At 69.9% G+C, this 20,105-nt stretch carries 16 protein-coding genes and 2 pseudogenes; 10 read left to right on the top strand and 8 right to left on the bottom strand.

Translation table 11 applies throughout. The features are described from left to right. Complete coding sequence (locus tag SCNRRL3882_RS39730; RefSeq protein WP_010048259.1) at positions 1-2,037, bottom strand: hypothetical protein; 2,037 nt, start codon at positions 2,035-2,037, stop codon at positions 1-3. Positions 2,038-2,109: 72 nt separating this feature from the next. Further along, on the bottom strand, positions 2,110-2,526 hold the full coding sequence (locus SCNRRL3882_RS39725; protein WP_010048257.1) for a hypothetical protein: 417 nt from the start codon (positions 2,524-2,526) through the stop codon (positions 2,110-2,112). Between the two features lie 245 nt (positions 2,527-2,771). Here SCNRRL3882_RS39725 and SCNRRL3882_RS39720 point away from each other — a divergent pair, with 245 nt between their 5' ends. Beyond that, a complete protein-coding gene (locus SCNRRL3882_RS39720) occupies positions 2,772-3,830 on the top strand; it encodes a PucR family transcriptional regulator (RefSeq protein ID WP_010048256.1) in 1,059 nt (352 codons plus the stop codon). A gap of 391 nt (positions 3,831-4,221) precedes the next feature. Next, positions 4,222-5,757: an alanine/glycine:cation symporter family protein gene (locus SCNRRL3882_RS39715; RefSeq protein WP_010048253.1), complete on the top strand. Its 1,536-nt coding sequence runs from the start codon at positions 4,222-4,224 to the stop codon at positions 5,755-5,757. A gap of 81 nt (positions 5,758-5,838) precedes the next feature. On the opposite strand, the gene SCNRRL3882_RS39710 is transcribed toward SCNRRL3882_RS39715, so the two are convergent. Then, entirely contained in the window at positions 5,839-7,107 is a 1,269-nt protein-coding gene (locus SCNRRL3882_RS39710) for a cation:proton antiporter (RefSeq protein WP_010048251.1), read from the bottom strand. A gap of 246 nt (positions 7,108-7,353) precedes the next feature. On the opposite strand from SCNRRL3882_RS39710, the gene nhaA reads away from it, so the two are divergent. Together nhaA and SCNRRL3882_RS39700 are read left to right on the top strand one after the other, a co-directional pair. Beyond that, positions 7,354-8,649 (top strand): Na+/H+ antiporter NhaA, encoded by a 1,296-nt coding sequence (nhaA, locus tag SCNRRL3882_RS39705; protein ID WP_010048249.1) that lies wholly within the window; start codon positions 7,354-7,356, stop codon positions 8,647-8,649. 137 nt (positions 8,650-8,786) lie between these two features. Then, on the top strand, positions 8,787-9,047 hold the full coding sequence (locus SCNRRL3882_RS39700) for a hypothetical protein (RefSeq protein ID WP_158688477.1): 261 nt from the start codon (positions 8,787-8,789) through the stop codon (positions 9,045-9,047). A 148-nt stretch (positions 9,048-9,195) separates the two neighbouring features. Here the strand turns inward: SCNRRL3882_RS39700 and SCNRRL3882_RS42470 are convergent. Then, positions 9,196-9,313: pseudogene (locus SCNRRL3882_RS42470) on the bottom strand (IS5/IS1182 family transposase); the annotation flags it as partial. A 35-nt stretch (positions 9,314-9,348) separates the two neighbouring features. Here SCNRRL3882_RS42470 and SCNRRL3882_RS39695 point away from each other — a divergent pair. The 4 genes from SCNRRL3882_RS39695 (at position 9,349) to SCNRRL3882_RS39680 (ending at position 11,866) form a co-directional block, all read left to right on the top strand. Continuing rightward, positions 9,349-9,609 carry a hypothetical protein gene (locus tag SCNRRL3882_RS39695; protein ID WP_010048023.1) on the top strand — a complete coding sequence of 87 codons (261 nt, stop codon included), beginning with the start codon at positions 9,349-9,351 and terminating at the stop codon, positions 9,607-9,609. A 65-nt stretch (positions 9,610-9,674) separates the two neighbouring features. Continuing rightward, the gene (locus tag SCNRRL3882_RS39690) at positions 9,675-10,055 is read left to right on the top strand and encodes a hypothetical protein (protein WP_010048022.1); all 381 of its coding nucleotides are present in this window, start codon (positions 9,675-9,677) and stop codon (positions 10,053-10,055) included. Between the two features lie 175 nt (positions 10,056-10,230). After that, positions 10,231-10,719, top strand: a complete 489-nt coding sequence (locus SCNRRL3882_RS39685; protein ID WP_010048020.1) for a hypothetical protein — start codon at positions 10,231-10,233, stop codon at positions 10,717-10,719. Positions 10,720-11,032: 313 nt separating this feature from the next. Then, positions 11,033-11,866 (top strand): PIG-L family deacetylase, encoded by an 834-nt coding sequence (locus SCNRRL3882_RS39680; protein ID WP_029181754.1) that lies wholly within the window; start codon positions 11,033-11,035, stop codon positions 11,864-11,866. Positions 11,867-11,909: 43 nt separating this feature from the next. On the opposite strand, the pseudogene SCNRRL3882_RS42080 reads toward SCNRRL3882_RS39680, so the two are convergent. Further along, positions 11,910-12,167, bottom strand: a pseudogene (locus SCNRRL3882_RS42080) (calcium-binding protein); the annotation flags it as partial. 321 nt (positions 12,168-12,488) lie between these two features. Between SCNRRL3882_RS42080 and SCNRRL3882_RS39670 the strand changes: the two are divergent. Then, on the top strand, positions 12,489-15,035 hold the full coding sequence (locus tag SCNRRL3882_RS39670) for a glycoside hydrolase family 32 protein (protein WP_102514944.1): 2,547 nt from the start codon (positions 12,489-12,491) through the stop codon (positions 15,033-15,035). A 146-nt stretch (positions 15,036-15,181) separates the two neighbouring features. Here SCNRRL3882_RS39670 and SCNRRL3882_RS39665 read toward each other — a convergent pair whose 3' ends face one another. The 3 genes from SCNRRL3882_RS39665 to SCNRRL3882_RS39655 form a co-directional block, all read right to left on the bottom strand. Beyond that, on the bottom strand, positions 15,182-17,353 hold the full coding sequence (locus SCNRRL3882_RS39665; protein WP_010049267.1) for a hypothetical protein: 2,172 nt from the start codon (positions 17,351-17,353) through the stop codon (positions 15,182-15,184). A 99-nt stretch (positions 17,354-17,452) separates the two neighbouring features. Beyond that, positions 17,453-17,755, bottom strand: a complete 303-nt coding sequence (locus tag SCNRRL3882_RS39660; RefSeq protein WP_010049269.1) for a putative quinol monooxygenase — start codon at positions 17,753-17,755, stop codon at positions 17,453-17,455. Between the two features lie 25 nt (positions 17,756-17,780). Then, positions 17,781-18,761, bottom strand: a complete 981-nt coding sequence (locus SCNRRL3882_RS39655) for a carbohydrate kinase family protein (RefSeq protein ID WP_010049270.1) — start codon at positions 18,759-18,761, stop codon at positions 17,781-17,783. Between the two features lie 251 nt (positions 18,762-19,012). On the opposite strand from SCNRRL3882_RS39655, the gene SCNRRL3882_RS39650 reads away from it, so the two are divergent. Next, positions 19,013-20,029, top strand: coding sequence for a sugar ABC transporter substrate-binding protein (locus SCNRRL3882_RS39650; protein WP_102514943.1), 1,017 nt, complete (start codon positions 19,013-19,015; stop codon positions 20,027-20,029). Positions 20,030-20,105: the final 76 nt, after the last annotated feature.

Below are 20,105 nucleotides of genomic sequence, written 5' to 3'. Positions count from 1 at the left end.
TCAGGAGTGGACGACGCTGCCGTTCAGGGCGGTGAGCGGCTTGTCCGCCAGGCCCAGCTCCCCGGCCCGGTCGAGCAGCTGCTGGAGCTGCCCCGAGTCGGCCCCGCCTGTCTTCATCAGCTTCATCAGCAGGGCCGAGACGGTCAGGTTCTGCACGTCGGCCGTGGAGACCGAGCCGAGGATGCGGCCCAGGTCGTCGGTGAAGCTGGAGGAGCCGTCCAGCCACGGCCGGGCCAGTGCCTGCGCGGTCTCGGAGTGCTGGACGAACCCGTCGACGCCCTTGCCGAGCGCGATCGAGGACATCAGCCGGTCGAAGAAGACCGACTCGCCACCGACGATGCTGATGTCGGCGCCCTCCAGGCCGGTGGCGAGCACCGTCGCCTGCGCCTCGGCGACCTGCCGCTGCATGTCGAGCCCGGCGAGGCGGATCTCCTTGTCCGCCTGCACGCGCAGCCGGTACTCCTCGTGCCCCCGTGAGGCGTCGTCGAGAGCGGCCATGGCGGCGGCCTTCTGGGTCAGTCCCTCCGCTTCGGCCTTGAGCTTCTCGCCGATGGCCGCGGCCTCCGCCAGGGCCCGGGCCTGGGCGCCGTCCGCCTCGGCCCGCAGCCGGGCCTCGGTGGCGACGGCCTCCGCGCGGCCGGCCTTCTCGATGACGTCGGCCTCCTTGTCCCGGACGTGGACGGCCGCGAGCCCTTCGGCGGACGCCTCGGCCTGGATGCCCTGGGCGAGGCGGATCCTGGCCTGAGCGTCGAGGTCGGCCGTCTTCAACCGGGCCTCGGCCAGGGTCAGTTCCTCGGCAGCGCGGTGCGTGGCGGCCTGCTCGGCGGCCTCGGCGGCCTTGATGTCCTTGACCAGCTTCTCCTGCGCCTCGGCCTCGGCTGCGATGATCACGGCCTGCCGCTGCCGCTCCGCCTCCTCCACGGCCCGCAGCTTCTTGATGGACTCCTCCTGCTCGGCGACCGTACGGTCCACGGCGACGCGCTCGCGGATGACCTCGGCGATGTCCCGCTTCTCCGCCTCGACCTCCTTCTCGGCGGCGATCCGGGTCAGCTGCGTCTCCCGTTCCCGGCCGATGACTTCGAGGAGGCGGTCCTTCTCGATGCGCTCCTTCTCGACGGCGATGACCCGCTCGCGATTCTTCGCGGCGACGGCGATCTCGCGGGCCTGGTTCTCGCGCTGCACGCCGAGCTTCTCCTCGGTGGCGAGGAAGGCGCCCTGGGCCCGCAGCCGCTCCTCCTCCACCACCCGTGCCGTCTCGGCCTCCTCCCGGGCCCGGACGGTCGCGATCTCCCGCTGCTGCTTGATCTCCGCATCGGCCTGCCGGCGCTCCAGTTCGAGGATGGCCTCGCGGGCGTCGACGTTCTGCCGGGTGATCTCCTTCTCCTCGGTGCGCTGCGCCTCGTTGGTGCGCACGTGCTCCACGGCCGTCAACTCGGTGATCTTGCGGATGCCCTGGGCGTCGAGGACGTTGGCCGGGTCGAGCTGGGCGACCGGGGTCTGCTCCAGGTAGTCGATCGCCGCGTCCTCCAGGTGGTAGCCGTTGAGGTCGACGCCGATGACCTCGATGATCCGGTACCGCAGCTCCTCACGCTTGGTGTACAGGTCGGTGAAGTCCAGTTGCTTGCCGACGGTCTTGAGCGCCTCGGAGAACTTCGCGTGGAAGAGTTCCTGCAGCGTGTCCCGGTCGCTCGCCCTCGCGGTGCCGACGGCCTGCGCGACCTTGATGACGTCCTCGACCGTCTTGTTGACCTTCACGAAGAACGTGATCCGGATGTCGGCACGGATGTTGTCCTGGCAGATCAGACCGTCCTTGCCGGTCCGTGTGATCTCGATGGCCTTCACCGAGATGTCCATCACCTCGGCCTTGTGCAGCACGGGCAGCACGACCTGTCCGGTGAAGGTCACGTCGACCTTCCGCAGCTTGGAGACGATCAGCGCCTTGCCCTGCTCCACCTTGCGGAACAGCCGGGAGACGAGCAGTACGGCGAGCAGGGTGACGGCGACGAGCACGCCGACGCCCAGGAGGATGACAGTCATGGCAAACGTCCTTGAGGCGTGAAGGAATCGAAGCCTGAGGGGCCGGCGGCGAGGGCCGACGGGGCACTGCTCTCAGGCGGGGTGGTCCACGTGGTCCCGTGCCCGGCCGCGATCGGGCGGGCCGGGTTCGTCGGGGAAGAGCCGGTGCAGGGGTCGCACGAACAGGCAGGTCAGTCGCCATGCGACGGGCAGGGCGGCGACGGGCCAGACCATGCGCAGCAGGCTGGTGGCGGGACACGGCGGCGCGCACGCGGCCAGCAGGAGGACACCCCCGACACTCAGGGACCAGGCCACGGCCGTCAGCGCGGAGAGGGCCACCGACACGGGCACGCCGTCGATGCCCCAGGCGCGGAGGTTCGCGTCCGCGTCGAAACTGCCGGCCGAGGTGAAGCCGACGACGACGAGGAGCCAGAAGCACAGCAGCACGACGAGGGCGGTGGTCAGGAGGATCGTGGGCGGGGCGGTGGCGGCCGAGAGCAATGTCCGCATGCCCGACCCCCCGTCTCTTCCGCACTGCCCGTCAACCATGCTCGGCGGCGCACCGCTCGCTCAGGTTCCGGTGCCGGACACCTGCCGATGTCCGGCACCGGAATCCCTCGTAGTGCTCCCCGCGGCCATCCTGCATCGCCGGCGCGCGCCCGCGCATTGCCGGTTCCCGGCAGTGTTGTCTAGGGTCTGCATGCCGGTCGGCCGCTGGGAGGGCATCAGCGGCGCGTAAAGAACTCGGGGACACCATGGCGGAGTTGGAGATTCCGGAGGAGTATCTGGCGGGCTACGCCCAGATACTGGCCGACGTCGCGGCCACGGGCCGGCGCCTCACTCGTGAGGAACTCGCCTCCCGTCGCGCCCTCGGGGAACAGGCGGCCGACGCCGGCCACAGGCTGCGGCCCCTGGTCAGCGCCCATCTGACCGCCGCACGCGCGTCCTGGCCGGCCGGCCCCACATCGGCGGACAGCGTCCTGGCCGCCGTGCAGCAGGTGACGGACGCCTTCGCCGAGGGTTTCGAGCGGGCTCAGCGCCAGGCGGTACGGCAGGAGGAGGCGGCACGCCGCGAGTTCATCGACGACCTCCTCTACGGCCGCAGCGACCTCGGGCGCCTCGCCGAACGTGCCGAACGCTTCGGTCTGCGTCTCTCGCACGCCCATGCCGTCGCCGTCGCCGAGGGTCCGACCGCCTACGAGGAGGGCGATCCCGTCCCCCGCCAGGTGGAACGCGCCCTCATCTCACGCTTCGGCGACCGCAGCATCCTGCTCACCACCAAGGACGGCCGGCTGCTGTGCATCGCCCCCGGCCCCCAGGACGAGGTTCTCGCCCACTTCGCGAAGCAGGCCCACGCCGCCACCGACGGCGGCCGGGTCGCCATCGGCCGCCCCCAGCCCGGCCCCGGCGGCGTCGTCCACTCCTACGAGGAGGCGCTCAACACCCTGGAACTCGCCGAGCGCCTGGACCTGGAGGACCCGGTCCTGCGCGCGGCCGACCTGCTCGTCTACCCCGTCCTCACCCGAGACCGGCAAGCCATGGCCGAACTCGTCCTCGCCGCCCTCGGCCCGCTCACCACGGCCCGCGGCGGCGCCCAGCCCCTCCTTGACACCCTCACCGCCTACTTCGACTCCGGCTGCGTGGCCGCCGAGGCGGCCCGCCGTCTCACCCTCAGCGTGCGGGCCCTGACCTACCGGCTGGAACGCATCCACAAGCTCACCGGCGCCAACCCCGCGGATCCGGCCCACCGGTACATGCTGCAGACCGCGGTGATCGGCGCACGGCTGCTGGACTGGCCCGCGCAGGACCTCTGACGCGCCCCCGCTGGTGTACCGGGACGGGGGGCACGCGGGCGACGAGCCTGGCAGCCTCCTCGACAGATGCCCGGTGAACGGATCTCAGGCTCCGCATAACGGTCCGGTCTCGCTCGCTGGCATTTTCGTTCGTAACGGCGAGTCATATGACTTGAGTCACTAAAGACTTGGCAAAGGCCGTGGTAGAACTGCGCAACTCCGCAGGTGGAAGCGCTCAATACCGCAGCGCGGAGCGGTCGGCATGCGCAGGCAGCAGTACCCGGGTGATCACGATCCGCATCCACGGACAGCCCACCCAGCGTCGCCGATCGGACAACGGCGTTCGTTCAGAGACCGCACACGACCGGCGGCACTTCCCCGTGCCCCCGGCTCGCACCACGAGGTAGCCACTGTGTCACTCGACTCCGTCACCCAGAACGTCGACGAAGCCGTCAGCGATTTCTTCGAACCGATAGCCAAGTGGCTCGGCGAAGTCGTCTTCTACGCGGTTCCCGTCGGCGGAACGGAACTTCCCCTCATCGTCGCCTGGCTCGTCGTCGCCGGTCTGGTCTTCACGGGCTGGTTCGGGTTCGTTCAGGTCCGCAAGTTCACACTCGCGCTCGACGTGGTGCGCGGGAAGTACGACGAGAAGGGGTCGACCGGCGAGGTCAACCACTTCCAGGCGCTGACCGCCGCCGTCTCGGGCACGGTCGGCCTCGGAAACATCGCGGGTGTGGCCGTCGCCGTCTCCATCGGCGGTCCGGGCGCCACCTTCTGGATGATCCTGTGCGGCCTGCTCGGCATGGCCACCAAGTTCGTCGAGGTCACCCTGGGCGTGAAGTACCGCGAGGTGCACGCCGACGGCACCGTCTCCGGCGGCCCGATGCACTACCTGCCCAAGGGGCTCGCAGAGCGCTTCGGCAGCGGCGGCGCCAAGCTCGGCAAAGTGCTCGCCGTCCTCGCCTCGATCATGGTCCTCTTCTTCGGCCTGTTCGGCGGCAACCTGTTCCAGACCAACCAGAGCTACGCGCAGGTCGCCTCGACCTTCGGCGGCGAGGACGGCTTCCTGGCCTCCTCCGCCGGTGCCGTCCTCTTCGGCCTGGTCGTCGCCGCACTGGTGGGCCTCGTGCTGCTCGGCGGCATCCGCTCCATCGCCTCGGTCACCAGCCGGCTGGTGCCCGCAATGGCCGGCATCTACATCGTGGCCTGCCTCGTCGTCATCCTGGGCAACGTCGCCCACGTGCCGGACGCCTTCCAGACCATCCTGCAGGGCGCCTTCGAGGCCGACGGCGTCGCCGGCGGTGTGCTCGGCGCCCTGATCATCGGTTTCCAGCGCGCCGCGTTCTCCAACGAGGCCGGTCTCGGCTCCGCCCCGATCGCCCACTCCGCGGTCAAGACCAACCACCCCGCGAGCGAGGGTCTGGTCGCCCTGCTGGAGCCGTTCATCGACACGGTCGTCATCTGCACCATGACCGCGCTGACCATCGTCATCGCCAACCCGGCCAGCTGGGGCGAGGCCCGCGCCGGCGAGAGCATCGGCGGCGTCACCATCACCTCCGACGCCTTCGAGACCGTGCTGCCCTGGTTCCCGGCCGTGCTCACCGTCGCGGTGCTGCTCTTCGCCTTGTCCACGATCCTGACCTGGGGCTACTACGGCCTCAAGGCCTGGTCGTACCTGTTCGGCAAGAGCAAGGCCAGCGAGACCGTCTTCAAGGCCGTCTGGAGCCTGTTCGTGATCCTGGGCGCCCTGATGTCCCTCGACTCGCTGATCAGCCTCGCCGACTCCGCGCTCTTCCTGCTGTCGGTCTTCAACATCGTCGGCCTGTACCTGCTCGCCCCGGTCGTCAGGCGCGAGCTCGGCTCCTTCCTGGAGTTCGTCCGCGCCCGCAAGGCCGGTGAGATCAGCGACGACGGCGAAGACCAGGAGTCGGTGAAGACCACCGTCTGACCGCCCCCGGCGGCCCGGCTCCGGTACGGGCCCGTACTCACCTTGCGCCTTGGTGGGTACGGGCCCGTACGCCTGTGCCGCCTACGACCGGCCGCCGAGCTCCGCCCCGTCACGCCGCCGGTCCAGGTGACCGATGGCCGGAGTCGCCATGACCCCGTGCAGCACCACCGAGATCACCACGGTGAGGGCCACGATCGCCCACAGCTCCCGTTCCAGACCGCCGAAGGATTCCTGCCCCAGCGCGTACGACAGGTAGAACAGCGAACCGATGCCCCGGATCCCGAACACGGCGACCACGGCACGCTCCTTCTCCCCCATGGCGGTCCGTGCCTGTGCCAGCCACCCGGTCAGCGGCCGTACGACCAGGAGCACGAGGACGGCGACCACCGCGCCCATCAGGGTCAGGGCGGACAACGCGCCGGCCACCAGGTAACCGCCGAGCAGGAACAGCAGGACGGCCGTGAGCAACCGCTCGATCTGCTCGGTGAACTCGTGCAGCACCTTGTGATAGCCGTGGCTGCGCTCGGCGGCGCGGATGACGCACGCGGTCACGAACACGGACAGAAAGCCGTAACCGTGCAGCACCTCGGCGATGCCGTACGACACGAAGGTGGCCCCCAGCGCCACGAAGCCCTCCATGTGCTCCGACAACCGCAGCACCGACGCGCGCACCCGGAAGAACATCCACCCCAGCAACCAGCCGACCCCACCCCCGACGGCCAGCCCCACAGCGCACTTGCCCAGCAGGTCGGTCAGCGCCCACGCACCGATCCAGTCCGCCGACCACCCCGTCCCGGCCGCCGCGGCGAGGGCGATGGCCGCGTAGACGAACGGAAAGGCGAGTCCGTCGTTCAGCCCGGCCTCACTGGTCAGGGAGAGCCGCACCTCGTCCTCGTCGTGCTCGGTACCCAGCGGCTCGCCCACGCGCACCTCACCGGCGAGCACGGGGTCCGTGGGCGCGAGCACGGCCCCCAGCAGCAGGGCGGCAGCGGGCGGCCAGTCGAGCAGCCCCCAGGCCAGCAGGGCGACGACCGCCATGGTCAGCGGCATCGTGATGCCCAGTAGCCGCCATGTGCTTGACCACCGGCGCCAGCCGAAGGGCCGGTCGATGGCGAGCCCCGCGCCCATCAACGACACGATCACACACACCTCGGTGGTGTGCTCGACCCACAGGCGCTCACGAACGGGATCCACGGCCGGCACGCCCACTGGCAGCAACTCGATCAGAACCCCGGCGGCGAGGAAGACCATGGGCAAGGTCAACGGTCGCCTGGACACCACCCGGGGCAGCACAGCCGCTCCCAGCGCGCCCAGGCCCAGACAGACGTAGACCACGTCCGAAAGCGTCACTGCGACCTCCTGCCCGACGTGATCACTCCAGGCCACGTGTGTACCCCGTCTGCACCGGTGCCTCCCCGAGTACGTCACCGAGCTCACTGCCTGCCCGTTCCTGGCGGATGAGGTGGGGTGGGCCGACAGACATCCTGTGGGTAGGGTGTAAAGAACGCGTCAAGGGCGCGGGGTGTGCCGGGAAGTCTGGTCGGCGTCCGTAGGGCTGTGTGCCCGTTTTCGCCGACATCCCGGAGGTTAGCCGCCTTGGCCGCCACCCCGCCCCGCACCCCGTTCCTCGGCCTCCTCTCCTGGCCGGAACGACAGGCAGTGGCCCGGGCCCTGCGTACCGAGACGGTGGGCGGCCTCGTCCTGCTGGCCGCCGCGGTGGTCGCGCTGGTATGGGCGAACACCCCGCTCAGCAGCGCGTACACCACCATCCGCGACTTCCACTTCGGGATACCCGCACTGGGACTGGACCTCTCGGTCGGCCACTGGACGTCCGACGGACTGCTGACCGTCTTCTTCCTGGTCGCCGGGATCGAGCTGAAGCGGGAACTGGTCGTCGGCTCGCTGCGCACTCCGGCGACGGCGGCGCTGCCCGTCATCGCCGCCGTGTGCGGCATGGCCGTCCCCGCCGCCTTCTACGCCGTCACGGTCGCGGCCGGCGGTGGCAGCCTGGACGGGTGGGCGGTGCCGATGGCCACCGACATCGCCTTCGCCCTGGCGGTCCTGGCGGTCATGTCCACCCACCTGCCGACCGCCCTACGGGCCTTCCTGCTGACCCTCGCGGTCGTCGACGACCTCGGCGCGATCCTGATCATCGCCGTCTTCTTCACCTCGAACCTCGACCACTGGGCGCTTGCGGGGGCATCCGCCGGGCTGGTCGTCTTCTACGTGCTGCAGAGGAAGCGGGTGCGGGGCTGGTGGTGGTACGTGCCGCTCGGGGTGGCGATCTGGGCGCTGCTGTACAACGGCGGCATCCACGCCACCGTCGCGGGAGTCGCCATGGGCCTGCTCCTGCGCACGGTGCGCGACGGGGACGAAGAGGAATCACCCGCAGAACGCACCGGTCATCTGCTGCATCCCCTCTCCGCCGGTGTGTGCGTGCCGCTGTTCGCGCTGTTCGCCGCCGGGGTGAGCGTCTCCGGTGACGCACTGGGCAAGGTGTTCACCACCCCCGAACCCCTCGGAGTGATCATCGGGCTGGTCGCGGGCAAGATCCTCGGCATCTTCGCCGGGACCTACCTCGCCGCCCGCTTCACCCGCGCGCGGCTCAACCCGGACCTGGCCTGGGCCGACGTCCTCGCCCTGGCGACCCTGGCCGGGATCGGTTTCACGGTCGCCCTGCTCATCGGCGAACTCGCCTTCCCCGGCACGACCGCCGGCGAACACGTCAAGGCCGCCGTCCTGATCGCCTCGCTCACCGCCGCCCTGCTGGCCGTCGTGCTCCTGCGCCGCAGGAACGCTGTCTACCGGCGCCTGTTCGAGGAGGAAAACCTCGACGAGGACGCCGATGGCATCCCCGACGTCTACCAGCGCACCGAAGCGCGCAGTGCATGACCTGAGAAGGAACCCGACGCGCTGAAGATGTGTGCGGGCTGCCACCGGGCGATGCGACCTGCCCGTCGTCCAGATCCGACCGTCAGTGCCGCCGGCTAGCCGACGCCAGCACGATCGGCCCGGAGAGGGGAGAGGGCATGAGTAGAGATCGACGCGTATTGAGGCTCTTGGAAGGGCTGTGTGCGGTCACCGCGCTGCTCTACGCGACGCTCTTGGTGTTGTTCACCAACCACGATGCCCTGCAGGTCAGCTACGAGAACGGCGACCTCAGCTCAACGATCGTGGTTTTCGCGGGGCGTGCGTCGGCTGGGTGGGCCTGCGCCTGGTGCGCTCCCCCCGACGCCGCCCAGTTGGGCTGGTCGTCGGTGGTGCATGCGCCGTCGGCCTGGTGGCCGTGATGTGGTGGACAACCCGCCCCACGGCGGACGTCCATCGCATCACGCCCACCCCGGCCACCGGGCCCTCCTGGGACTCGCAACCCCCCGCCACTACATCAGGCACCGCACCCTCTCCGGCACCGCCGACCGCCAGGCCTTAGGGGTCCTTTCAGAAGGCTGGGTGCTTGCGGGCGAGGGTCATGCAGTGGGCGAGCTGGGAGGAAGGCGTCGTGCATGTCGTCTCGGGCCTCCCAGCGGGTTCGTCAGCGGCGAGGGCCGTGGAGCCGGCCACAGTTGTCGGCGGTCGCCCAGCGAGACTCTGGTGCGGGAGATCGACGAGGAACTGCGGGCGGCGGTCGACCCCGGGTCCATGGTGCACTTCGGCACCTTCGAGATCGGCGAGGGTCATCCGGAGCACGGCCCGTTCCGGATGATCTGCTACATCGCCGATCATCGCGGCGAACTGATCCCTTCGTGGGAGATCGCCGAGAAGGCCTGGTTCCGCTATGCCGACAGGGCCCGCGTCTCCGCCGTCGACGAACTGGTCTTCGACGCGCTTCACGAGGCCGGTCGGCTGCGCTGACCCGTGACCGCTGCGCGGCCGAAACTCCGTCGAGCCCGAACCTGGGACGGCTCTACTCTGGCCGCATGGCCCACGGAAAGACCTCGTACGTTTGCCTGCCCTGCCGGGCCTCGTACAAGCAGCCCTACCCCGGCTACCACGACCACGACCGGGTCTGTCCACGCTGCACCGAACCCCTGATCCACGTCGGCTCCGCCTTCGCGGCACCCAAGAGGCGGGACACCGCGGCCTGGCGCACCCTCTCCGTGCTGCTGCACGCCGGTGTGCGCTTCCACAAGAGCTGCTGCGGCGGCCCCGGCTACCGCCCACGCACCCTCAGCGAGGTCCGCGAGCGGATGGCCTACGCCCGGGCCACCGGAGAACCGTTCGCCCAGGCGTTGGTCCGCCACGACCTTCCCCAGCGGCCTGGGGGCAGGGGGCGCTCCGCAGTGCCGCCGCCCAAGTGATGCTGCTTCAGCAGTGGCCGTCCACGAGCCGGATCCGTTGCGGGTGGGCGGGACCGCATGGGGGTTGAGGGCGTCCGGGCCACCCTCACCAGGGGCCCGGGAGAGTATGTCCCGCATGCTCCTAGGCTGAGCAACTTGCACCGCGGCACGCACATGACCATCGAGAGGACCGCTGATGAAGCGTTCGGCGTCCAGCACCAAGTGGAAGCAGAACAGCAAGCCGGCCGCCGCGCTCGTGGCCCTCGGCGGATTTCTTGCACTGTCGCTGTGGCTCGGTGACGAGGTGTGGGATCTGGCCGCGTACTGGCCGGGATCCGGCATCGGATTCGGCGCCACCGTCGGCGTGCTGCTCCCCATCACGTTCACTGCCGCCCAGCGCTCCTTCCGCCGGGTCTCCTCAAACGGGAGCGAGTACTCGCCTCGCTGGATCGTGGCCGGCGTCGTGTACGCGGCCGTGGCCCTGGTGAGCGCGTTGGCCGCATCCCGCGCCATACCCGGTAAGGGCTCCTCGGGCCCCTGCCGCAGCGAGTGGCAGCCTTGCTGGGTGAACCACCTCTATCCAGGGGCGTTCCTCGTGACACTGGGAAGCCTTGTTGCGACGGTGGGCTTCATCCATTGGATGCCGAGCTGGATGTCCCAACTGCGTGTCCTGTCCCGGCGATAGCTGCCGAGCGCTGCAGTCGGTTCTGTCGGGGCATCAGCGAATGCGGCCGTCGACTCGGTGCGGTCCCCGGGGACCTCGGGAAGATTGAGCTTGCTGTCGGCGACGGTGCTGAAACGCCGACACCGAAAGGCCGAGCGGCAGCGCCGGGAACAGCCGGCCCGGTCGGCGCGGTTGCATCGATCGAGGGGAAAGTGCCGCACGGGCGGGGGACTCTGGGGCTTCGAAGGTCGTCCGTACCAGGATCCGGCCCCAGGATCGCAGCAGGCCCGCCCCGCGCCCGGACCACGACGTATTTCTGCAGGAGGACCGCTTCATGACTGACCGGCCGTTGACGCTCATGGCAGTGCACGCCCACCCCGACGACGAGGCCACCGGAACCGGAGGAGTTCTCGCTCGCTACGCGGCGGAAGGTATCCGCACGGTTCTCGTGACGTGTACGGATGGTGGTTGCGGTGATGGGCCGGGGGGTGTCAAGCCAGGCGACCCGGGGCACGATCCGGCGGCGGTCGCCTCGATGCGCCGTCAGGAGCTCGAAGCGAGCTGTGGTGTTCTGAAGGTCAGCGATCTGGAGATGCTGGACTACGCCGACTCCGGGATGATGGGCTGGCCGAGCAACGATGCCCCCGGGTCCTTCTGGCAGACCCCCGTGGAGGAGGGCGCGGCCCGGCTCGCGGAACTGATGCGGCACTACCGGCCCGATGTGGTCGTCACCTATGACGAGAACGGCTTCTACGGCCATCCCGACCACATCCAGGCCCACCGCATCACGATGGCGGCGCTGGAGATGACCGCGCTGACACCGAAGGTGTACTGGACCACGATGCCCCGCTCGATGATGCAGCGGTTCGGCGAGATCATGCGCGAGTTCGGTGAGGACATGCCGGAGCCGGATCCGGCCGAGGCGGCCGCGCTGGCCGAGATCGGCCTTCCCGACGACGAGATCACCACGTGGGTGGACACCACCGCGTTCAGCGGCCAGAAGTTCGACGCGCTGGCCGCGCACGCCAGTCAGGGCGAGAACATCTTCTTCCTCAGGATGGGCAAGGAGAGGTTCGGCGAGTTGATGGGCATGGAGACCTTCGTGCGGGTCCAGGACGCCACCGGCGCGGCCGTGCCCGAGAACGATCTCTTCGCCGGACTGCGCTGATCCGCCCTGCCGGTCGGCGGCCGATGGGTCGATGGGCCGACCGGGTGGTGCGCAGGCGGCCGGTCATGAAGGACAGGAAGTCCTTGATGAACGCGCTGCGCGTGTACCCCGTCCCGGGGCCTGCTGCGTCGCGCTGGAAGGCGGTGCGGAACAGGGCGCGGTATTCGTCCGCGTCGATGGTCTGGTTGCCGTCCTTGTCGGTGGCGTCGAAGAGGACATCGGCGACTCTGATCAGTGCGGGTCCGGTGAGGGAGGGAACGGCCGCGGCGTACTCCTCGGCGCTGCGTCGGGTCGTGCCCTCCGGGGCGGGTGCCGGTTCAGGAGGCAGCGGGCGATGGGCCGGATGAGGGCTGCGGCCCGGTTCATCTTGTCGCGCCGGGCGGTGATCGTGCGTGATCGTGGGTCGTCGCCGTCGTGGGGAGCAATTCGCAGCCACACCGTTGACGCGACCACCTGACTGCGTCTCATAATCGGGCAGCAACTGTCATCGATGACACAAGTCAACGATGACACCCTCGGGCGACGGCGGGGCAGCCTTCGTCGGGCCGGGGCGCACTTCTCGGTCGTCGCGCAGGGCGCTTCCCTCACCGCTGCGTCGACGGACGTGGGACAAGGAGCCGCTATGAGCCGTATACGCGTATCCCGGCAGGCCCGCATGAGGGTGGCGACGGTGGTGACCGTCTTCGCCCTGTCGGCGGCCCCGCTCACGCCGCAGGGCGTCGCACAGGCCTACACCGAGACCTACAGGCCCCAGTTCCACTTCACCCCGCAGAAGAACTGGATGAACGACCCCAACGGCCTGGTGTACTACAAGGGCGAGTACCACCTCTTCTACCAGTACAACCCGAACGGCAACTCCTGGGGCGACATGTCCTGGGGGCACGCGGTGAGCAAGGACCTCGTGCACTGGCAGGAGTTGCCGCTCGCCCTGTCGCACGACGACGAGGAGATGGTCTTCTCCGGCGGCGCCGTCGTCGACTGGAACAACACCACCGGGTTCGGCACCAGGGAGAACCCGCCCATGGTGGCGATCTACACCAGTGCCTACAGGCACGGCGGCAAGCAGGCCCAGTCGCTCGCCTACAGCACCGACCAGGGCCGCACCTGGACCAAGTACCAGGGCAATCCCGTCCTCGACATCGGCTCCGACAACTTCCGCGACCCCAAGGTGCAGTGGTACGCGCCGACCAAGAGCTGGCTGATGACCGTCTCACTGTCCACCGAGCACAAGGTGCGGTTCTACTCGTCCAAGAACCTCAAGGACTGGGAGCTGCAGAGCGAGTTCGGGCCGGCCGGTGCGACGGGTGGCGTGTGGGAGTGCCCCGACCTGTTCCCCCTCGCGGTCGACGGGGACCCGAAGAGGATCAAGTGGGTTCTGGTGGTCAACCTCAACCCCGGTGGCATCGCGGGTGGTTCGGCCGCCCAGTACTTCGTCGGGGACTTCGACGGCAAGAAGTTCACCCCTGAGGACAAGGGCACCTACACACCGCCCGCGGGCGACGTCGTGCAGGACTTCGAAGGCGCCGGCTTCGGGGACTGGACGGCGACCGGGACCGCGTTCGGCCAGGGGCCGGCAACCGGGACGCTGGACGGTCAGCAAGCCGTCTCGGGCTTCGACGGCAAGGGCCTCGCCAACAGCTTCCACGGCGGTGACGGCACCACCGGCTCCCTCACCTCCCCCTCCTTCACCGTGACCAGCCCGTACCTCAACTTCAAGACCGGTGGCGGGCGGCATCCGCACCAGGCCGGTACCGTCCTGGACGGCACCGCGCCCGAGGGCACGGTCCTCGCCGACTTCGAGGGCGGCGGCTACGGCGACTGGACGGCGACTGGGGACGCCTTCGGCACGGCACCGGCCACCGGCACACTCCCCGGACAGCAACAGGTTTCCGGATACCTGGGCAGCGGCCTGGTCAACACCTTCAGAAGCGGCGACTCCACCACCGGCACCCTCACCTCGCCCGAGTTCACCGTCGGCAAGAAGCACATCAACTTCCTCATCGGCGGCGGCAACCACCCGGCAGACGCGGCCAACCGCACCGCCGTCGAGCTCCTCGTGGACGGTCAGGTCGTGCGCAGCGCCACCGGGAAGGACTCCGAGGCACTCGACTGGGCCTCGTGGGACGTCGGCGACCTCGCCGGAAAGAAGGCGCGGATCAGGATCGTCGACGACAACACCGGCGGCTGGGGCCATGTCAACGCCGACCACATCGTCATGTCCGACACCCCGGTCCGGCGCGCCTCCCAGGAGACGTCCGTCAACCTGATCGTCGACGGCAAGGTCGTCCGCAGCGTGACCGGCACCGACAGTGAGGCCATGGACTGGGCGTCCTTCGACATGCGCCCCTACGTCGGCAAGAAGGCGCAGATCCGGATCGTCGACACGCACACCGGAGGCTGGGGCCACGTACTGGCCGACCGGTTCACAGCCGCGGACAAGCCCGCCGAGTCCGTTCTGCAGCGCGCCGGCTGGGCCGACTACGGCAAGGACTACTACGCGGCCGTGTCCTGGGAGAACGCGCCGGGCGGCAAGCGCTACATGATCGGCTGGATGAACAACTGGGACTACGGCCAGTCCGTCCCCACCTCCCCGTGGCGCGGCGTGCAGAGCGTCCCGAGGGAGATGGCCCTGCGTACCCTCGACGGCCGGATCCGGCTGACCAGCAAGCCGGTGGGCAGCCTGGAGTCCCTGCGGCAGACGGAGCCGGCGACGGCGTCCGGTGTCAGCGTCAAGAGCACCTCGAAGTCCCTGACCGGCCTCGGGGCCAAGGGCAAGGCGCTCGACATCGAGGCGACCTTCTCCCTCAAGGACGCGGCTCGCTTCGGCCTGAAGGTGCGCACCGGTGCGGGCGGCGAGGAGACCGTCATCGGCTACGACACCGCCTCCCAGGAACTGTACGTCGACCGCAGCCGATCCGGCGCCGGGGACTTCAACAGCACCTTCCCCGGCGTGCAGAGCGCACCTCTGAAGGCCGAGAACGGCAAGGTCAGACTGCGGATCCTCGTCGACTGGTCGTCCGTGGAGGTCTTCGGCGGCCGCGGCGAGTCCGTGATCACCGACCAGATCTTCCCCTACCCCTCCAGCACCGGCGTCGAGGTGTTCGCCGAAGGAGGCACCGCCACCCTCGACAGCCTCCGCGCGTGGCGGCTGAAGTCCATCTGGCGCTGACGAGCGGTCGGCGTACGAAAGCCGGGAGGCGCCACGCGGGCGCCTCCCGGCCGGAGTCGAGGGCGAGGAGAGCGAAGGAACTCGAGTCAGTTGGAGTGAATGAGAAGGAAGCCCCTTCATGGCCTCGCCGTCGGCAACGCTAGCACTCAGGCCGGGATCAGGTCGCGCAGATTTTCGAGGGTGATGATCCGGGAGTCCGGGTGCAGCCCCTCGGGCCGTTCGAGACCGATGTACGTCACGGGCTCCTCAGGGACCGGCCCGCCGTCCCACAGGTCCACGGCCGTGGTGTCGTGGGACATCAGGTCGATCAGGTACCTCGTCGTCAGCTGCTCCCGCTCCACGAGGGCACGCACCGCCTTGGACACCGACACCTGGTTCTCCTCGACCCGGTTCGCCTCCGAGATGCCCTTCAGATACAGGTGCAGCCACTTCGCACTCCACCTGCCGTCGTCCCCGCGTCGGAAGACCAGAGGCAGTGCCACCCGGCCGACGCCACGCAGCTCCGACTTCATCCGCACCGTGCGCGGCTCGAACGGGCGGCCCTTCTGCGCACGGTCGCGCAGCATGAACCCGAAGAACGACTCCTCGGCCTCCTCGAAGCCCTCGCCGGCGTAGATGTTGACCTGCGGAACGATGAAGGTGCCGCGCACCCGGTCCAGGGACAGATCGATGAACTCCGAGGCCCCGTCGGGCGCCTCGGTGACATCGCCCGAGTGCCGGCCCCCCACGGTTTTGAGGGACGTGTAGGAGAGCCAGCAGTCGGTGCTGTAGTCGCTGTGCAGGAGCAGGGCCGACAGGTCGTAGTCGGTGCGGACCTCGGTCTGCTTCCAGTACACGAAGAAGCGCAGCAGTTCGCCGTCGACCCGCGAGAGCGAGCCCCGCGGCAGTACGCCGAACCCGGCCGTGGTCGCCCTGCCGCTGAGCGGGAGCGCCACGTCGAGGACTTCGGGGTCGAGCAGCAGCCGGCGCGGCGCCGGGAGGCGGCGGCGGACCTCCGCGTCGAGGGCGGCGATCAGGCGATCGCGGTCCGCGGCCGGCACCGGAAACCGGTCGTCGCGGGTCACCCAGGCGCGGCCGCGGCGGTTGACGAAGATGCGGGGCGCGTCGGTCTCCCGCTCCCGGTTGTGGAAGTGCTCGCGGACCGAGAGGACGACCCGGCCGGAGACCTCGGGAGCGACCTCCATCGCGGCGGCCACCACCGCGTCCCGCTCCTCCTGGCCGGCGGCGACGCGCAGCAGGAGGTCCAGGGCGCGGAACAGCTTGCCGGGAGCGGACTTCAGCAGCTTCACCGCACCGGTGACGTCGTACTCGTCGAGCAGCTTCTCGACGCGGCTGTCGAAGGAACGGGCCTCCTTCTCGCCCCGCGCCACGGCGAACACCTCGGCGGCGTGCGGCCAGCGGGGGTACTCGTGCGGGTGGAGACGCTCGCCGAGGCGCTTGAAGGGCTCCCGGTACGCGTGCACGTCGGCGAGTTTCGCCGGGTTCGCCGCGACCACCGCGTCGAGGCCCGCGAGCAGCCCCCGGCGGACCGGCCGCGGCAGCGTCCGGAACCGGGTGGGTTCCTGGAGCGTCACGTCGCCGCCCGACAGGGCGCAGGCCAGTCGCAGCACGTCGGTGACGGTGTCCAGCAGGAGGCCGGCGCCCACACCGAGGCGGGCCTCGTTGACGACCGCCCGGTTCTCCCGGACGGGGATCGACTCCGGCTGGGGGCCGTCGGCGCAGCGTTCGGCGAGGATCCTGAGGTCGCGCAGGTGCTCCTCGCCCAGGGGCGTCGTGCTGCCCGCCAGGGCCAGGTAGAGGTCCGTGAGTTCGGCGTCCAGGTCCCGGCCGAGGTGCAGGACGGTCACCCGGTCGCCCGCCGAGGCGATCAGCTCGTCCTGCGCCGCGAGCATCTCCTCGTAGGTGTGCTGGTAGCGGCCGTACGTGGGGAGGCTGAGCAGGTTCAGGACCCCGCGCTTCAGCTGCGCCGCCACGTTCTCGCGCGAGGTGTCGTCGGCGAGCGCCTTCGCCACGCACCCCATCCAGAACTCCTCGGTGTCCGGCACGTTCGCCGGGAAGTCGATGAAGTAGGAGTTGTGCCGGACGTGGTCGCCCACCATCTCGCTCACGGTGGCCAGCGTTCGCCGGGCGGTGTGCACGACCGCGGCCTCGGACAGCCCCGACAGCCGCTCCAGCAGCTCGGCGGAGAGCTTGAAGCCCACGGAGGTCAGCGCCGCGTCGAACTGCCGGGCGGCGGTGGCGCCTTCCCCTGCGGATCCCCTGGGGAAGGGCAGGCGATGGGTGTGCCGGATGACCAGCGATTCGAAAGTGTGCGCCATTCGGGGATGGTCGCAGATGTGCGCGAGGCGACGCACCGGAGTTTTCCGCACGACGCCGCGCCCCGGGGCCTCCGGCGAGCGGGCCTCGGCCGGCACCCGTCAGGGACGCGTGGCCAGCGGATCGAGGAACGTCAGCACGGAGGCGTCCTCCTCGATCAGCGGAGTGAGCGCGGCGTTGAACGGGCCGCCGTACGGCGCGTTCAGGTGTGCCTGGAAGGCGTCCTCGTCCCGGTAGACCTCGAAGATCCAGTAGGCGCGGGGGCTGGCCGTCTTGGTGTAGACGTCGAAGGCCAGGTTGCCTTCCTCCTCGCGCACCTTCAGGGCGTACTCCTGGATCAGGCGGGCGACCTGGCCCTCCGCTCCCTCGCGGGCGGTGAACTCGGCGAGCAGGGTTTTCGTCATGGTCTTCCGTCCTTGCCGGTGGGGTTCAGCGGGTGGAGTCGAGGTGCCGGACCGCGCGGGCGCCCGGCGTGAGCCGCGGCAACTGGTCCTGCCAGGGCGGGTTCGGGCCGGCGACCGAGCAGGTCAGGGCCGCGACCCGCACGGCGAACAGGCAGGCCGCCTCGACGTCGGCGAGGCGCAGGTCCGTCAGTCTGCCGCCGAGGAGTTCGTGGGTGCCGAGGTGGTGCAGCAGGCCTGCCGTGAAGGAGTCCCCCGCACCGACCGTGTCGACGACCGGCGTCGCCACCGCCGGCACACGCACGCGCTCCCCGTCGAGTGAGGCCAGGGCTCCTTCCGCGCCGCGCGTGATCACCACGAGCCGGGCCCCCGCCGCGTGCCAGGTGTCGCACGCCTGCTCGGGCGGTGTTCCGGGCAGGAGGAGCTCCAAGTCGTCCTCGCTCAGCCGCAGCACGTCCGCGAGGCCGCACCAGTGCGCCAGCCGGGCGCGGTAGACCTCGGGGCGCACCAGGAGCGGGCGGACGTTGGGATCGATGCTGATGGTGGCCCGGGGAGCGGCCGCAACCAGGAAGTCCTCCACCACCGCCGCTCCCGGCTCCCTGACCAGGGCCAGCGAACCGGTGTGCACGCAGGCGGTGCCGGCCAGGTCCACCCCGGCCAGTTCCGCGCTCGTCCACTGCCAGTCGGCGGTGGCCTGGGCGTGGAAGGAGAACGCGGCCTGGCCCCGGGCGTCCAGTTCGGCGACGGCGAGCGTGCTGGGTTCGGCGGCCTGAACGGCGTGCGAGAGGTCCACGCCGGAAGCGGCGAGGTGGGCCCGGAACAGGCGGCCGAACACGTCGCCGGACAGCCGCGCGAGGAAGCGGGCAGAGGTGCCCAGGCGGGCCAGGGCCACCGCCGTGTTGGCCGGCCCGCCGCCCGGCAGGACGCGCAGGGCGAGTTCGTTCGGTGCGGGTGCGGGCTCGGTGAACGCGTCGGCGACGCACTCTCCGAGGACGGTGATCCGGCTCATGGGCTGCTCTTCTCTGGGACGCGCGGAGCGGAAACGGGCATGACCCGGGCACGCCGGTGTACGGCTTCGGGGCGGGGCAGCCGCCCAGGGGCGTTGCCGATTTGTGACGAGTGCAAGGCATTGACGTTGCCGGTGAGCGGAGTCCATCATCCTCGCCAAGCAGTGTCAACGATGACATCAGTCATCGTTGACATCGCGGGACGGCAGTCCTCGCTGCCGGCCACCCGCCCGACATCCCGCTGGAGCCGTTCATGTCACGCACCTCTCGTCTCCCCTCCTCCCTGCTCCGAGTCGCCGCGTGCACGGGCGTCGCGGCCCTCACCCTGACCGCCTGTGGATCCGGATCGGGATCGGGCAGCACGAGCACCGGCTCGGGCGAGGTCAAGGTCGGCCTGATCACCAAGACGGACACCAACCCGTTCTTCGTCAAGATGAAGGAGGGCGCGGAGAAGTCCGCGAAGGCCGAGGGTGTCAAGCTCATGACCGCGGCGGGCAAGTTCGACGGCGACAACGCCGGGCAGGTCACCGCGATCGAGAACATGGTCGCCGCCGGTGTGAAGGGCATCCTGATCACCCCGAGCGACTCCAAGGCGATCGTGCCCGCGATCGAGAAGGCCAAGGCCAAGGGCGTCCTGGTCATCGCCCTGGACACCCCGACCGAGCCGCAGAGCGCGGTCGACGCCCTCTTCGCCACCGACAACCTCAAGGCCGGTGAGCTGATCGGCGAGTACGCCAAGGCCGCGATGAAGGGCAAGACCGCGAAGATAGCCGCCCTCGACCTCGCGCCGGGCGTCTCCGTCGGCGTCCAGCGGCACAACGGCTTCCTCAAGGGCTTCGGCGCCACCGACAAGGACGTCGCCTGCGCCCAGGACACCGGCGGCGACCAGTCCAAGGGCCAGACGGCGATGGAGAACTGCCTCCAGAAGGAGCCCGGCATCAACGTCGTCTACACCATCAACGAGCCCGCCGCGCTGGGCGCGTACACCGCGCTCAAGGCCAAGGGCCGGGAGAAGGACGTCCTGATCGTCTCCGTCGACGGCGGCTGCACCGGCACCAAGGCCGTCAAGGACGGCAAGATCGCCGCCACCTCGCAGCAGTACCCGCTCAAGATGGCCGCCGAGGGCGTCAAGGCCGTCGTGACGTACGCCAAGGACGGCAAGAAGGCCTCGGGTTACACCGACACCGGAGTCACCCTGATCACCGACAAGGCGCAGGACGGGGTCGCTTCCAAGGACACCGCCTACGGCCTGGACAACTGCTGGGGCTGAGCCGTCGGCTCCCGCTGCCAGCGTTCGACACCCCTCAGCGGGGCGGCCGGCCCCTCCTCCCCGAACCGGGACGGCC

Source organism: Streptomyces chartreusis NRRL 3882, assembly GCF_900236475.1.
GTDB lineage: Bacteria > Actinomycetota > Actinomycetes > Streptomycetales > Streptomycetaceae > Streptomyces > Streptomyces chartreusis_D.
Note: the sequence above shows the minus strand (reverse complement) of the source record. Positions and strands in the feature narration are given on the sequence as shown.

Excerpts from the sequence above, each read along its gene's own strand:
- SCNRRL3882_RS39730 (WP_010048259.1), bottom strand. The coding sequence starts at position 2,037 with ATGACTGTCATCCTCCTGGGCGTCGGCGTGCTCGTCGCCGTCACCCTG.
- SCNRRL3882_RS39725 (WP_010048257.1), bottom strand. The coding sequence starts at position 2,526 with ATGCGGACATTGCTCTCGGCCGCCACCGCCCCGCCCACGATCCTCCTG.
- SCNRRL3882_RS39720 (WP_010048256.1), top strand. The coding sequence starts at position 2,772 with ATGGCGGAGTTGGAGATTCCGGAGGAGTATCTGGCGGGCTACGCCCAG.
- SCNRRL3882_RS39700 (WP_158688477.1), top strand. The coding sequence starts at position 8,787 with ATGAGTAGAGATCGACGCGTATTGAGGCTCTTGGAAGGGCTGTGTGCG.
- SCNRRL3882_RS39690 (WP_010048022.1), top strand. The coding sequence starts at position 9,675 with ATGGCCCACGGAAAGACCTCGTACGTTTGCCTGCCCTGCCGGGCCTCG.
- SCNRRL3882_RS39685 (WP_010048020.1), top strand. The coding sequence starts at position 10,231 with ATGAAGCGTTCGGCGTCCAGCACCAAGTGGAAGCAGAACAGCAAGCCG.
- SCNRRL3882_RS39680 (WP_029181754.1), top strand. The coding sequence starts at position 11,033 with ATGACTGACCGGCCGTTGACGCTCATGGCAGTGCACGCCCACCCCGAC.
- SCNRRL3882_RS39670 (WP_102514944.1), top strand. The coding sequence starts at position 12,489 with ATGAGCCGTATACGCGTATCCCGGCAGGCCCGCATGAGGGTGGCGACG.
- SCNRRL3882_RS39665 (WP_010049267.1), bottom strand. The coding sequence starts at position 17,353 with ATGGCGCACACTTTCGAATCGCTGGTCATCCGGCACACCCATCGCCTG.
- SCNRRL3882_RS39660 (WP_010049269.1), bottom strand. The coding sequence starts at position 17,755 with ATGACGAAAACCCTGCTCGCCGAGTTCACCGCCCGCGAGGGAGCGGAG.
- SCNRRL3882_RS39655 (WP_010049270.1), bottom strand. The coding sequence starts at position 18,761 with ATGAGCCGGATCACCGTCCTCGGAGAGTGCGTCGCCGACGCGTTCACC.
- SCNRRL3882_RS39650 (WP_102514943.1), top strand. The coding sequence starts at position 19,013 with ATGTCACGCACCTCTCGTCTCCCCTCCTCCCTGCTCCGAGTCGCCGCG.